The organism is Candidatus Pantoea rara, assembly GCF_051136265.1.
GTDB classification, from domain to species: domain Bacteria; phylum Pseudomonadota; class Gammaproteobacteria; order Enterobacterales; family Enterobacteriaceae; genus Pantoea; species Pantoea rara.
In genome coordinates, this window is sequence record NZ_CP194942.1 from 3416582 (window position 1) to 3428364 (window position 11783).

General features: G+C 55.5%; 13 protein-coding genes and 3 tRNA genes. 8 read left to right on the forward strand and 8 right to left on the reverse strand.

All coding sequences use genetic code 11. From position 1 onward, the window contains the following. Positions 1–4 precede the first annotated feature (4 nt). On the reverse strand, positions 5–1387 hold the full coding sequence (gene radA, locus ACR8BF_RS16230; protein WP_098051563.1) for a DNA repair protein RadA: 1383 nt from the start codon (positions 1385–1387) through the stop codon (positions 5–7). A 13-nt stretch (positions 1388–1400) separates the two neighbouring features. Beyond that, entirely contained in the window at positions 1401–2378 is a 978-nt protein-coding gene (serB, locus tag ACR8BF_RS16235) for a phosphoserine phosphatase (protein ID WP_179897538.1), read from the reverse strand. 107 nt (positions 2379–2485) lie between these two features. Between serB and ACR8BF_RS16240 the strand changes: the two genes are divergently transcribed. After that, entirely contained in the window at positions 2486–3136 is a 651-nt protein-coding gene (locus ACR8BF_RS16240; protein WP_179897536.1) for a YtjB family periplasmic protein, read from the forward strand. Between the two features lie 88 nt (positions 3137–3224). Here the strand turns inward: ACR8BF_RS16240 and yjjG are convergent, their stop codons facing one another. From yjjG to ACR8BF_RS16255, 3 genes are read right to left on the reverse strand one after another with little or no spacing between them, the layout of a single operon-like run. After that, positions 3225–3905 carry a pyrimidine 5'-nucleotidase gene (yjjG, locus tag ACR8BF_RS16245; RefSeq protein WP_313697628.1) on the reverse strand — a complete coding sequence of 227 codons (681 nt, stop codon included), beginning with the start codon at positions 3903–3905 and terminating at the stop codon, positions 3225–3227. Positions 3906–3923: 18 nt separating this feature from the next. Next, on the reverse strand, positions 3924–4364 hold the full coding sequence (gene rimI / locus ACR8BF_RS16250) for a ribosomal protein S18-alanine N-acetyltransferase (protein WP_179897532.1): 441 nt from the start codon (positions 4362–4364) through the stop codon (positions 3924–3926). Then, positions 4336–4746: a DNA polymerase III subunit psi gene (locus ACR8BF_RS16255; RefSeq protein ID WP_022625367.1), complete on the reverse strand. Its 411-nt coding sequence runs from the start codon at positions 4744–4746 to the stop codon at positions 4336–4338. The genes rimI and ACR8BF_RS16255 overlap by 29 nt, the downstream gene beginning before the upstream one ends. Before the next feature lie 106 nt (positions 4747–4852). Between ACR8BF_RS16255 and rsmC the strand changes: the two genes are divergently transcribed. The 4 genes from rsmC (at position 4853) to ACR8BF_RS16275 (ending at position 6354) form a co-directional block, all read left to right on the forward strand. Beyond that, a complete protein-coding gene (gene rsmC, locus ACR8BF_RS16260; protein WP_179897529.1) occupies positions 4853–5884 on the forward strand; it encodes a 16S rRNA (guanine(1207)-N(2))-methyltransferase RsmC in 1032 nt (343 codons plus the stop codon). A 151-nt stretch (positions 5885–6035) separates the two neighbouring features. Further along, a tRNA-Leu gene (locus ACR8BF_RS16265) sits at positions 6036–6122 on the forward strand. Positions 6123–6152: 30 nt separating this feature from the next. Then, positions 6153–6239 (forward strand) — tRNA-Leu (locus ACR8BF_RS16270). Between the two features lie 28 nt (positions 6240–6267). Beyond that, positions 6268–6354, forward strand: a tRNA-Leu gene (locus tag ACR8BF_RS16275). A gap of 147 nt (positions 6355–6501) precedes the next feature. On the opposite strand, the gene ACR8BF_RS16280 is transcribed toward ACR8BF_RS16275, so the two are convergent. Continuing rightward, positions 6502–6786, reverse strand: a complete 285-nt coding sequence (locus tag ACR8BF_RS16280) for a DUF1435 domain-containing protein (protein WP_179897528.1) — start codon at positions 6784–6786, stop codon at positions 6502–6504. 228 nt (positions 6787–7014) lie between these two features. On the opposite strand from ACR8BF_RS16280, the gene ACR8BF_RS16285 reads away from it, so the two are divergent. The 3 genes from ACR8BF_RS16285 (at position 7015) to ACR8BF_RS16295 (ending at position 9650) form a co-directional block, all read left to right on the forward strand. Next, positions 7015–8112, forward strand: coding sequence for a diguanylate cyclase (locus ACR8BF_RS16285; RefSeq protein ID WP_434745280.1), 1098 nt, complete (start codon positions 7015–7017; stop codon positions 8110–8112). 184 nt (positions 8113–8296) lie between these two features. Beyond that, complete coding sequence (gene fhuF / locus ACR8BF_RS16290; protein ID WP_179897524.1) at positions 8297–9091, forward strand: siderophore-iron reductase FhuF; 795 nt, start codon at positions 8297–8299, stop codon at positions 9089–9091. A gap of 94 nt (positions 9092–9185) precedes the next feature. Further along, a complete protein-coding gene (locus tag ACR8BF_RS16295) occupies positions 9186–9650 on the forward strand; it encodes a YbaK/EbsC family protein (RefSeq protein ID WP_098051571.1) in 465 nt (154 codons plus the stop codon). Between the two features lie 44 nt (positions 9651–9694). Here ACR8BF_RS16295 and ACR8BF_RS16300 read toward each other — a convergent pair whose 3' ends face one another. Together ACR8BF_RS16300 and ACR8BF_RS16305 are read right to left on the reverse strand one after the other, a co-directional pair. Then, positions 9695–10681 (reverse strand): nucleoside hydrolase, encoded by a 987-nt coding sequence (locus tag ACR8BF_RS16300; RefSeq protein ID WP_179897521.1) that lies wholly within the window; start codon positions 10679–10681, stop codon positions 9695–9697. 11 nt (positions 10682–10692) lie between these two features. After that, positions 10693–11715: a LacI family DNA-binding transcriptional regulator gene (locus ACR8BF_RS16305; protein ID WP_179897519.1), complete on the reverse strand. Its 1023-nt coding sequence runs from the start codon at positions 11713–11715 to the stop codon at positions 10693–10695. Positions 11716–11783 lie beyond the last annotated feature (68 nt).

The following is an 11783-nucleotide window of genomic DNA, read 5'->3' on the forward strand; positions in this document are numbered from 1 at the left end:
CGCGTTACAGATCGTCCAGAATCGCCAGCGCATCCGCCAGCTTCTTCGCGCTGAAAACCTGCATCCCGGCAATCGGTTTTTTCGGTGCGTTCCCTGCCGGTACAATGGCGCGTTTGAAGCCATGCTTCGCCGCTTCAGAGATGCGCTCCTGCCCGCTGGGCACCGGACGGATCTCTCCGGCCAGTCCCACTTCGCCGAAGATCACCAGATCCTGCGGCAAAGGACGATCCCGCAGGCTCGATACCATCGACAGCATCAGCGCCAGATCAGCACTGGTTTCAGTCACTTTAACGCCGCCAACCACGTTGACGAACACATCCTGATCCGCCATCTGCAATCCGCCATGACGGTGTAAAACGGCCAGCAGAATCGCCAGGCGGTTCTGCTCCAGCCCCACTGCCACGCGGCGCGGATTGCCCATCATGGAGTGATCGACCAGCGCCTGAATCTCCACCAGCAGTGGGCGCGTCCCCTCCCACAGCACCATGACCGAACTGCCTGAAGTGATCTCTTCGCCACGCGACAGGAAGATAGCGGATGGGTTGCTGACTTCACGCATGCCCTGCTCGGTCATGGCAAACACGCCCAGCTCATTGACCGCGCCGAAGCGGTTTTTATGACTGCGCAGGGTACGGAAGCGGGAGTCAGCATCGCCATCCAGCAGGACTGAACAGTCGATACAGTGCTCAAGTACCTTCGGCCCGGCCAGCGAGCCATCTTTGGTGACGTGACCCACCATGATGATCGCCACGCCACGCGTTTTGGCGAAGCGCGTCAGGTAAGCGGCGGTTTCCCGCACCTGAGCAACGCTGCCCGGTGATGACTGGATTTCCGCCATGTGCATGACCTGAATGGAGTCGATCACCATCAGTTGCGGTTGTTCCTGTTCGGCGATCAGGCAGATCTGTTCGATGCTGGTTTCCGACAGCATATTCACATTTTCGGTGGGTAATCCCAGGCGATGGGCACGCATTGCCACCTGCTGCAGTGACTCTTCACCCGTGACGTAAAGGGTTTTCATCCCCTCTGACAACCGGCACATCACCTGCAGCAGCAGCGTGGATTTACCTGCACCAGGACTGCCGCCAATCAGAATGGCGCTGCCTGGCACCACCCCGCCACCCAGCACACGGTCAAACTCTTTGAAGCTGGTCGAGAAGCGCGGTAACGCCTCCAGGCTGATTTCAGAGAGCTTCTGCACCCGGCTGGTTCCGGCGCTGCCGGCATAGCCACTCAGGCGCTCGTTACGCGCAGCGGCGGGCGAGGCGGCAATGCGCACCTCGGTGATAGTGTTCCAGGCGTGGCAGGCGCTGCATTGCCCCTGCCAGCGTGGGTAATCTGCGCCACATTCGTTACAGACAAATGCGCGTTTTGCCGCTTTGGCCAAATCAATACCTCAGTTAACGCTCTTCGTGGATCAGGCTGCCGGTGAGGATGCAGAACACCCCCATTAGATCGGCATGGCGAATGGTGACCGCAGTCTGCTCATTCACCTTAGGTTTAGCATGGAACGCAATGCCCAGTGCTGAGGCTTTGATCATCAGCAGGTCATTGGCACCATCGCCGATCGCCACCGTCTGTTCCGGCGCGATGTCAAAACGCTGCGCCAGCTTTTTCAGGGTATCGGCTTTGTATTGTGCATCGACAACCGGACCCAGCACGTTGCCGGTCAGTTTGCCGTCGCGAATTTCGAGTTCATTTGCCACTACCGCCGACAGATGCAGTTTGTCGCGCAGGTAGTCGGCGTAGTAGGTAAAGCCGCCGGATGCGATAGCAACCTGCCAGCCCAGCGCCTGCAGTTTCTGCGTCAGCGTCGTTAAGCCTGGCATTAACGGCAGCGCATCACGCACCTGTTTCAGAATATTGGCGTCCGCGCCCTGCAGCGTGGCGACACGCTGACGCAGGCTGGCGGTGAAATCGAGTTCGCCGCGCATTGCGCGTTCCGTCACTTCTGCCACCTGCTCGCCGCAGCCTGCCAGTCTGGCGATCTCGTCAATGCATTCGATCTGAATCGCAGTGGAGTCCATATCCATGACCAGCAGGCCTGGTGTTTTGAGATGCGGGATTTTGCCCAGCGGCGCCACGTCCAGCCCGGCGTCGTGCGCCAGTTGGCTGGCAAACGGCGTCAGCGATCCCGCCAGGCGAATCACCTGATACTCATCGACGTTCCAGGCGCTGACGATCACCATCGCCGCACCCAGATGATGCTGGTAATCGGTCAGCTTTTGCTTATCCAGCCCGCGGCCATACAGCAGCCAGCCGGTGCGGCCAGCGCGATAATCCAGCGGCATCACTTCATCACCGCTAAGAGAAAGGGGCAAACCCGGCCAGAGGGAGACATCGGCGGGAAGATCGCACCAGGTTAAACGATTTGGCATCAGAGCTCCTGTAGGGACAACAAAACCACGCAAGAGGCTACCTTGTCTGCGCCGCTTCTGGCAACATAATCTCCAGGCTTTCTGTTGTGATATGACCCGGATGATTAATGGCTAAAACCGCACTGAAATTTCGCTTACATCGTACCGTGATCGTTCTCATCTCGATGGCGCTGCTGGTCGTCCTGATGCAGGGCGCATCCTGGTTCAGCCTCGGCCACCAGGCGGCACGTTCTGAACAGGTCGAGGAGCTGGCGCATACGCTGACCAGCCAGGTGGCGTTTAGTCTTAAGCCGTTGATGGACAACAGTGAAAATAATCGCACTCAGATAGAAGCCATTCTTAATCAGATGACGGCTAACAGCCGTATTCTGGATGCGTCGGTGTATGACGGCGACGGCAGCCTGGTGGCGCACAGCGGTGAAAACATCAATGTGCGTGATCGGCTGGCGCTCGATGGTCAGCGCGCGGGCAGCTATTTCAACCATCAGATTGTGCAGCCACTGGCCGGAACTGATGGCCCGCTGGGCTTTTTACGTGTGACGCTGGATACCCATGTGCTGGTCACCGACTCGCATCAGGTCGATAACACCACCAATATTCTGCGTCTGATGATGCTGCTGGCGCTGGCGATCGGCATTATTCTCTCCCGCACTCTGCTGCGCCATCGCCGCACCCGCTGGCAGCAGTCGCCGTTCCTGCTCACCGCCAGCACCCCGGTGAAAGAAGATCGGGATGAGGACGACGAGAAGAAAGAGTAACGTTGCGGCTGTGGTAAAGATAAAACGAAAAGGCCCGCGGTGCGGGCCTTTTTTATGGTAACGATACGGATTTGCGAGACGTTTTCCGTTAGCCGATGAGCAGCGCTTCCAGCTCACCTAGCGATTTGACCTGCCAGGTGGGCTTAATTGGTTCCGGCAGCGGCCGGGTGCCATGATCGAGCCAGCAGGTTTTAATGCCGGCATTCATGCCGCCCAGAATGTCTGACTCTGGCGTATCACCCACCATCAGCACCCGCTCACGATCCGGGTTACCCATCAGATTCAGCGCGTAATCAAAAATCTCTGGCGCCGGTTTGGGCAGGCCGACCTGCTCGGAAATCACCAGCGCCGAGAAGTAATCACGAAAACCGGTGCGTTCCAGACGCGTCTGCTGCAGCGCGGTAAAGCCATTGGTAATGATCCCCATCTTTACTTTGCCATGCAGCTGGTTCATCAGGCTGACCGCACCCGGCAGCGGCGTGCAGATCTCTCCCATCGCACTCAGGAAGCCGCTGTTGAGAATCTCTGGCGCAACGCTGAGCTTTTCGCTCCAGTGATTGAAACGCTGAGTCTGCAACTGTAACGCTGAGATAGTGCCGTTCTGATAATCGACCCACAGCGGTTTGTTGATCGCCTGATAATCGCTGTAATCCTGGTCGGTGAACTGCACGTCATAACCGGCGAACAGGCGCTGCAAACCGGCATAGGCGTCGAAATGAAAAAGGGTATCGTCGGCATCAAATAGGATGCAGTCCCAGTTATCTATCATTAAAGCTCCTTAATACCACTACGGCGTCAGGGCCATGAGAATGGCATCTTCACGGCCGCTGGCGGTGGGATAATAGTTGGGGCGACGACTGACCTGATTGAATCCAAGCTGCTCATAGAGCGCGATGGCAGGCAGGTTCGAAGCCCGCACTTCCAGCCACAGCGTCAGCACATCGCGTTTGATCAACTCATCGATCAAATGCTGCAACAGCTGACGGCCATATCCCCGGCGCTGAAAAGCGGGATCGACCGCAATGTTAAACAGCGAGGCTTCGTCCAGTACCACCTGTGTAATGGCAAAGGCGGCCATTTTGCCGTCAACGTCGAGACGTAAATTGATAAAGCGCTCACCCTGATTGCTGGCAAACGTCTTTTCACTCCAGGGAAATGCGTGGCTACGACACTCAATGGCGAAGGCCTGCGCCAGATCATCAGGGGTGAGTAAAGAGATGGCTGTCATGGTTACACATCTGTTGCCAGAGCGCGCGTTTGGCGACGCCGCTGCTGATGAGTTCATTAAAAGAGGCGCTGGTTAATGCCACGCCATTGAAAGTCTGTTCGCTCTCTACGCCGAGCAGCCAGCCCGCGCAGTTCAGCGTTTCGGGCAGCATTTGCAGCTGATCCGGCGTCACGGTCATCACCTGAGCGGGTTGCAGATTGAGCGCATGCAGCACGTCGCGCATCAGCGGTTCATGCAGACCGGGTGGCGCGTCAGCGACAATAATCAATTGCGTGTCCGGTGCCAGCGTGACGGCAATTTCGCCCTGAAGCACGCGCGGGCGGCGCAGTTGGTACTGCGTAATTCCCATTTGCTGTAAAAGCCAGTCGCGCCTGGACGTCATGGTGTTACCTGTTCTGCTGCCTGAATGCGACGCTATGCTAGCAAACCCATCGAACATGCGCCAACAAACCACTATAATCCCCGCTCAGATCTTACAGGAGCCCTACATGTCTGCTTTTACCCCGGCCAGCGAAGTCATTCTGCGCCACAGTGATGAATTTACCGCCCGCCATGTTTTATTTGCTGGCGATCTGCAGGATGACCTGCCCGCTCAGCTGGAAACCGCCTCGTCGCGCGTTCACACCCAGCAATATCATCACTGGCAAAACCTGAGCCGCCGTATGGGCGAGCAGGCGCGTTACGGAATGGTTGCGCAGCCGGAAGATGTGCAGGGATGCGATACCCTGGTCTACTTCTGGACCAAGAATAAGCCGGAAGTACAGTTCCAGCTGGAGAACCTGCTCTCTATGCTGCCAGTGGGTTGTGACGTGTTCGTGGTGGGTGAAAACCGCAGCGGCGTCCGCAGTGCCGAAGGCATGATAGAGTCGTGGGTGAAACTGGAGAAGATCGACAGCGCGCGTCGCTGTGGTCTCTACCACGGTCGCCTCGACACGCAACCTGAGTTTGATGCCAGCACCTTTGGTCATCAGTATCAGCTGGATGGTCTGACAATTCATACCCTGCCAGGCGTCTTCAGCCGTGACGGCCTGGATAGCGGCAGTGCCCTGCTGCTGTCGACCTTTACTCCGCACACCAAAGGTAAAGTGCTGGACATGGGCTGTGGCGCGGGCGTGATTGCCGCCTCGCTGCCTGCCCGTTCGCCTAAAGTACGGCTGTGGCTGTGCGACGTGCACGCGGCCGCCATTGAAGCGAGTAAACTGACGCTGGCTGCCAATGGCATCGAGGGTGAAGTCTTCGCCAGCAACGTCTTCTCTGACGTGACCGGCCGTTTCGACATGATTATCTCTAACCCGCCGTTCCATGAAGGCACCCAGACCAGTCTCGACGCCGCACAGGCACTGATCCGGGGCGCGGTGAAGCACCTGAACACCGGTGGCGAGTTGCGTATCGTCGCGAACACCTTCCTGCCTTATCCGCAGGCGCTGGATGAAGCCTTCGGCAGCCACGAAGTCATCGCACAAACCGGTCGCTTTAAAGTTTACCGCGCCGTCTATGGTCGCGGTGCCAAAACGCGCTAAGGGCTTTTGCCAGCATTAACCGCGTTGCCGGGCTGAAAACGTTGCTTTTTACAGCGATCGTTTCAGCCCGACGAAATAGTTGTTGACGCAAAGAGTAAAATCTCTAGAATGCGCCTCCGTGGTTGTAACATTCTCAGGATGTTACCGGTATGCGAAGGTGGCGGAATTGGTAGACGCGCTAGCTTCAGGTGTTAGTGTCCTAACGGACGTGAGGGTTCAAGTCCCTCTCTTCGCACCAAAATCACATGTTTCATATCGCGAGCACTGCGCGAAGGTGGCGGAATTGGTAGACGCGCTAGCTTCAGGTGTTAGTGTCTTAACGGACGTGAGGGTTCAAGTCCCTCTCTTCGCACCATTGCGGTGATATGAACAGACAACTCGATGCGAAGGTGGCGGAATTGGTAGACGCGCTAGCTTCAGGTGTTAGTGTCTTAACGGACGTGAGGGTTCAAGTCCCTCTCTTCGCACCAACGTTGTCATCCTCACGCTTTTCCCGCTCGTCCCCCTCTGCTGCTGATGCAGATTCGTTTTATCCCCTGCTCTGTTTAGTTTCCCGGTTACGTTACGTTTTGCAGTCGCTTTAACCTGCCCGCCCGTTTTAACGCGTTCCGCCTGTATTAAATCAGATGAAAATTCACAGAGACCGCTGCCAGTCCACCCGCTAATGCCAGACACGATGGCAGCAGCAGATAGTGACGCAGACGCTGGTTAAACAGCATCACCACAGTCAGCAGCAGCGCAACCGTCATTACCAGCCGCCACTGGCTGAAGCTCGGTTCCCATAAGGCGAACACCGGCAGCGCGATGCAGGGCAATAATACGCCCCACGCACTATCCAGTTTTTTACCCAGTGTCCAGCTGACGCCCCACAGGCCGCAGGCCGCAATAATCGCTATCCCCATGACGCAAACCTCAAATGATAAGCATTCCCATTATCATATGACAGTTTTGCCTGCTATGCAGCCTGTTTTTTGCGCCCGGCAAGAAGATGACAGACCAGTTGGAAAATGCTAGATTGCGGCCTATAACACCTTTAATAACAGCACCAGCAATAATTTGCTCACGGTCTGGCATACCCTCTTTATGCTGGCTTGCGCTTTGGTATTTCAGGGTCGTCACGAGTATTTATAATGAAATTACAATCATATGAAGAACTGAAACAGAGTAAATACCGGCTTTCAGTGATGCTTTTTCTGTTTTTAAATATCGCCGTTTCGCTATTTTATCTTCTGCCAATAATGAGTAATAAAACAAGCGATACCACCCTGCCGGTAATGTGTGTCGCGGCTTTTAGCGGTGTGATGTTAATTACCCATTTAATATTGCCTAAAGTAAAACTCCCACTTTTAAATCCTGTGGCGCTGGTGCTGGGAATGCTCTGGGCGTGGCACATTAATTATCGCTTTCATCAGGTATTCTATTTTGATCGCGGCTTTCTTATTATCAGTTTGATCAGTGTGTTATTTATCAGTGCCATTGCCCTGAGCGATTATCTGGGCGCTTTTTGTCTGCATGTCGCCCCGCCGGTGCTTACCGTATTGCTGCTCGACAATGCGCAACATCTGCCGCTGATTCTGCTGACCATTACCCTGCCGCTGATTGGTTTCTCACTTCAGCATCTGATGCGCCGTCGTGCCGATAACTTTACCCTGCGTCTGATGCATCAACTTTATGAAGAGAAAGAGACCTTCAGCGATCTCAGTATGCTCGACCCGCTGACCGGCCTGTATAATCGCCGTGGCCTGAAGAACCGGCTCGATAATATTCTGGAAAACCATGCTGGCAGCCACTATGTGCTGCTGCTGGATATCGATCATTTTAAGGCCTACAACGATAATTATGGGCATGCGATGGGCGACCAGGCGCTGGCGCGGGTCTCTGTGGCTATTCGTGACGCGGTGCGTTCGCGCGATGTCGTCACCCGCTATGGCGGCGAAGAGTTTCTGGTGCTGATGACCAATGTGAACAGTTCTATCGCCATAAAACTGGCTGAGCGGATCCGGCAGTATGTGCTGGATTTAGAAATCCCCCATCTTTTCAATGAGACCGTTTCAACTCACGTTACCATCAGCGCGGGTATCGCGCCTATTTACGACAACGACTTTGATCTGGCGGTAGCGAATGCGGACAGCGCATTGTATGTGGCTAAGAATCAGGGGCGGAATACCATTCTTGCCTGGGAAGACTTACCCCGACAACAGCATCAGACCACCAGCGAACATGCCTGATTCAGCCTGGCACGTTCGATGAGCAGCCTCGCTAAGCCCGGTTCTTTGCGGCTCGGTCCGATCAGATAACAAGCCTTAACACCTGCCATTTTCCCGCCAGCAGCGACGTTTTTTTACGCGACTTGTAGAGTTAATCAATAACGATTATCATTTGCTTTCTTATCTACACTTTTCGCGAGTCGTCATGGCAACCGTTTCAGCTCAGGAACAGCGTTTCAACGCTCAGTCGATGATCTTCCGGCAGAATGACCGTCCACTGGCGGAAAGTCTGCATGACCGCCTGCAACAGCAGCGTAGCTATCTGCTTGATTCGATAAGATTTAGCCAGCCAGCTCCGCGCGAGACGCTGACTCTCGCAGCCTGGTCACAATCAGAGGCCTTTGCCCCACTTATCCGGCGTTACAGCGATTATCTCTATCGCGATCATCCTGATGCGGTGCGTGAAGCAAAGCCAGTGCTCTCTCTCTGGGCGCAATGGTATTTTGGCCTGCTGCTGCCATCGCTGATCATGGCGTTGTTGCAGGAGTCGCGCGCGCTGGACTGCTCGCCAGAGCATATTCGTGTCGGTTTTCATGACAATGGTCATCCGGCCACGTTCTGGATTGATGTGCAGGAAGATGAAGAAGCCCGCTATCTTAATCCTCAGCAGCGCATTGATCGGCTGATCCAGCAGCATCTGATCCCGGTGGTTAATGGTATTACCCAGCATGGTGATATCAACGCCCGACTCATCTGGAACAACATGGGCTACTCATTCCAGTGGTTCCTGGGTGAGCTGAAAAGTCAGATTGATGAGACGCTGGTGCTGCAACTGGAGCAGTCGCTATTCTTTAACCAGCGACTGCTGGATGGCAGTGAAAATCCGCTCTATCGCACTATGATCCCGCGTAATGGCGAACTGGTCCGTCGTAGCTGTTGCCAGCGTTATCGCATTCCTGATGTCGAACAATGCGGCAACTGCACTCTGAGCAGCAGCTAAACAGACTCAATTACCACGAATTCTCCGTTTATCTCGTTTACAGGCACTGAGGCTTGTGGCAATTTTTACGCCTTCGATCAGCCTGGAGAGAAAGATGAGTCTGGAGTCCGTGCGCCAGTTCTTTGCCGAACACGCCCCTGAAATTGAAATTATTGAACTGGCAGAAAGCACTGCAACGGTCGGAATGGCTGCGCGCGCCCATGGCGTGACGCCAGGAGAGATTGCTAAAACCCTGTCACTGAAAGTGAAAAACGATGTGGTGCTGATTGTGACTCGCGGCGATGCCCGGCTGGACAATCGCAAGCTGAAAGCGGCGCTGGGCGCCAAAGCACGGATGCTGAGCGTAGACGAGGTGATTAACTGGACCGGCCATCCGGTGGGCGGCGTCTGTCCTTTCGGTCTGGAGAATCCGCTGACCGTTTACTGTGATGTCTCACTGCGCAGTTTCGACGAAGTGTTACCCGCCGCTGGCGCTATCCACAGCGCCGTCCGCATCTCGCCACAGCAGATGGCTGAGCTCACTAATGCCCGCTGGATCGACGTGTGCGAAGCGATTTAATGCTTCGCCTCTGCTTATCCAGCCATCACACCCGGCTCCCCGCATCAGGATTTCAGGCGCTTAAATGCTTCTTCGATGATCGACAGCAGCACCGTATTATCGACGCGATGCAGCACATGTACCGAAGCGCCACAATGCTCAGGCACCCCGACCGTGAGCCGAAGTGGCTGACGAAAACGCCAGCTTTTGCCGCGCGTCGCACCAGGACGCAGCTCGATATCAACCCGGTAATCGGTGCCTGACGCGACACGCTGATTCAGCAGCCAGGCCACCACCATCGCATCGTGGATCCAGCATCCTGCCAGTTGCCGGGTCTCTATCGAATAGTCGATCCATGGACGCAGCGTTTCGCGCACAAAATCAGTCAGCGGATGTTCGACGGCGGTAAGGCGGGTTAAATCCTGCTGGGTCAGTAGCGTCTGCGTGGTGACATCCATCGGCACCAGCGTCACGGCAGCACCGCTATGCAACACCTGATGCGCCGCCTCTGGATCCAGGCCGAAGTTGGTGTCCTTGATATAATCATCCAGTGTAAATACGCCACCCATAATGACAATCTCCGCCACAGAGTCTGCCATGTCAGGATAGCGCTGCATCGCCAGCGCCACATTCGTCAGCGGACCAATCGCCACCAGAGTAATCTCGCCCGGATTGTCACAAATCAGTTTGCCGATAGCGTCAGCAGCATCAAACGCATCCGCCGCGATATCCGCTGGCTGACGCACATCCTGCCACAGTTTACCCAGCGCAAGCTGATTGACCCGGTTATCGAGCGTTTCGCGCCACGGCGCAGGATCTTCCTGTAGCGCCTGTGTCGCACCCTGTACGACAGGAATAGATAATCCCAGCCGGACGATCAGATCTTTGGCGACGCGTGCGCCCACTTCACATGGTGTATTACCCGCTACGGTTGTAATTAATTCCAGAGACAGGGCAGGAGACGCTAAGGCCAGCGCAATCGCAAGCCCGTCATCGGTGTTGGCGCCCGCGATACCGTTGCCGGGATCGCAGTCAATAATAATTCTTTTCATATTTTTATAAGTTAACTCTGGCTTTGAGACTTGCAGCCGCAGGATTCACCAATTTCAAGATAATGTGGAAACTCCTTTAATTGCGCTTCGCTCTCTCCCTCTTTCAACATCTGAATCGCAGAGCGGGCCATTTCACGCAATGGCTGGCGCACAGTGGTTAATGTCGGGACATGAAACGATGAGTGATCGGTTCCGTTAAAGCAGACCAGCGCCACATCCTGTGGCACGCGGATTCGATGCTCAGAAAAGGCGCGAAGCGCGCCAATCGCCTGGCCTTCGTTGCTGGTAAACAGCGCACGCGGTACACAACCCCGGGCGATCATAGCTTGTGCCGCCTCGTAGCCGCCCTGTGGAGTGTAACTGGCGGGGAACATCAGTGACTCATCAATCTGCAGGCCGCGATCCTGCATGGCATCGCGCCAGCCCTGAATACGATCCTGCGCGTTAAGCATATCAACCGGCCCACTGATGATACCGACCTGCTGATAACCGTGACTCAACAGATGCGCCGTCACCTGCCAGGCAGCCTGACGCTCATTGACCCGCAGCATATTAACGCCCGGCTGTGGTTCAACCCGCTCCAGCATGACCAGCGGCGTACCGCTGGCTTTAATCAAATCAATGTAAGGATGGCGATCGACGCTGTTGTAAAACAGTCCATCTACCTGCCGGTTAAGCAGTCCCTGAATTAATTCCAGTTCGCGCTTGCGGTCATCCCCGGCATCACCCAGCAGCATGACGTGACCGTGATTCATCGACTCCTGCAACAACACATGCGCCATTGAGGCCACAAAAGGATTGCCGATGTTAGGCACGACCAGCCCAAACGTTTTGGTGTTACCGGAAGCCAGTGCGCGTGCTGCTGCATTGGGCCGGTAACCGGTCGCTTTAATCGCCTCCAGTACCCGCTGACGGGTTGCATCGGCGACCGGACGAGGCCCGTTATTAATGACATAACTGACAACTGCCACTGAGGTGCCTGCCGCTTTCGCAACTTCACTGCGGGTCACTTTTCCCGTTAACGACTTAGGCACATCACGTTCCTCCATAAAAAAACAGGCCGCTTTACACGGCCTGCTGCTTGTCGCTCTCGCCTGGCTAA

Excerpts from the sequence above, each read along its gene's own strand:
- serB (WP_179897538.1), bottom strand. The coding sequence starts at position 2,378 with ATGCCAAATCGTTTAACCTGGTGCGATCTTCCCGCCGATGTCTCCCTC.
- ACR8BF_RS16240 (WP_179897536.1), top strand. The coding sequence starts at position 2,486 with ATGGCTAAAACCGCACTGAAATTTCGCTTACATCGTACCGTGATCGTT.
- yjjG (WP_313697628.1), bottom strand. The coding sequence starts at position 3,905 with ATGATAGATAACTGGGACTGCATCCTATTTGATGCCGACGATACCCTT.
- rimI (WP_179897532.1), bottom strand. The coding sequence starts at position 4,364 with ATGACAGCCATCTCTTTACTCACCCCTGATGATCTGGCGCAGGCCTTC.
- ACR8BF_RS16255 (WP_022625367.1), bottom strand. The coding sequence starts at position 4,746 with ATGACGTCCAGGCGCGACTGGCTTTTACAGCAAATGGGAATTACGCAG.
- rsmC (WP_179897529.1), top strand. The coding sequence starts at position 4,853 with ATGTCTGCTTTTACCCCGGCCAGCGAAGTCATTCTGCGCCACAGTGAT.
- ACR8BF_RS16280 (WP_179897528.1), bottom strand. The coding sequence starts at position 6,786 with ATGGGGATAGCGATTATTGCGGCCTGCGGCCTGTGGGGCGTCAGCTGG.
- ACR8BF_RS16285 (WP_434745280.1), top strand. The coding sequence starts at position 7,015 with ATGAAATTACAATCATATGAAGAACTGAAACAGAGTAAATACCGGCTT.
- fhuF (WP_179897524.1), top strand. The coding sequence starts at position 8,297 with ATGGCAACCGTTTCAGCTCAGGAACAGCGTTTCAACGCTCAGTCGATG.
- ACR8BF_RS16295 (WP_098051571.1), top strand. The coding sequence starts at position 9,186 with ATGAGTCTGGAGTCCGTGCGCCAGTTCTTTGCCGAACACGCCCCTGAA.
- ACR8BF_RS16300 (WP_179897521.1), bottom strand. The coding sequence starts at position 10,681 with ATGAAAAGAATTATTATTGACTGCGATCCCGGCAACGGTATCGCGGGC.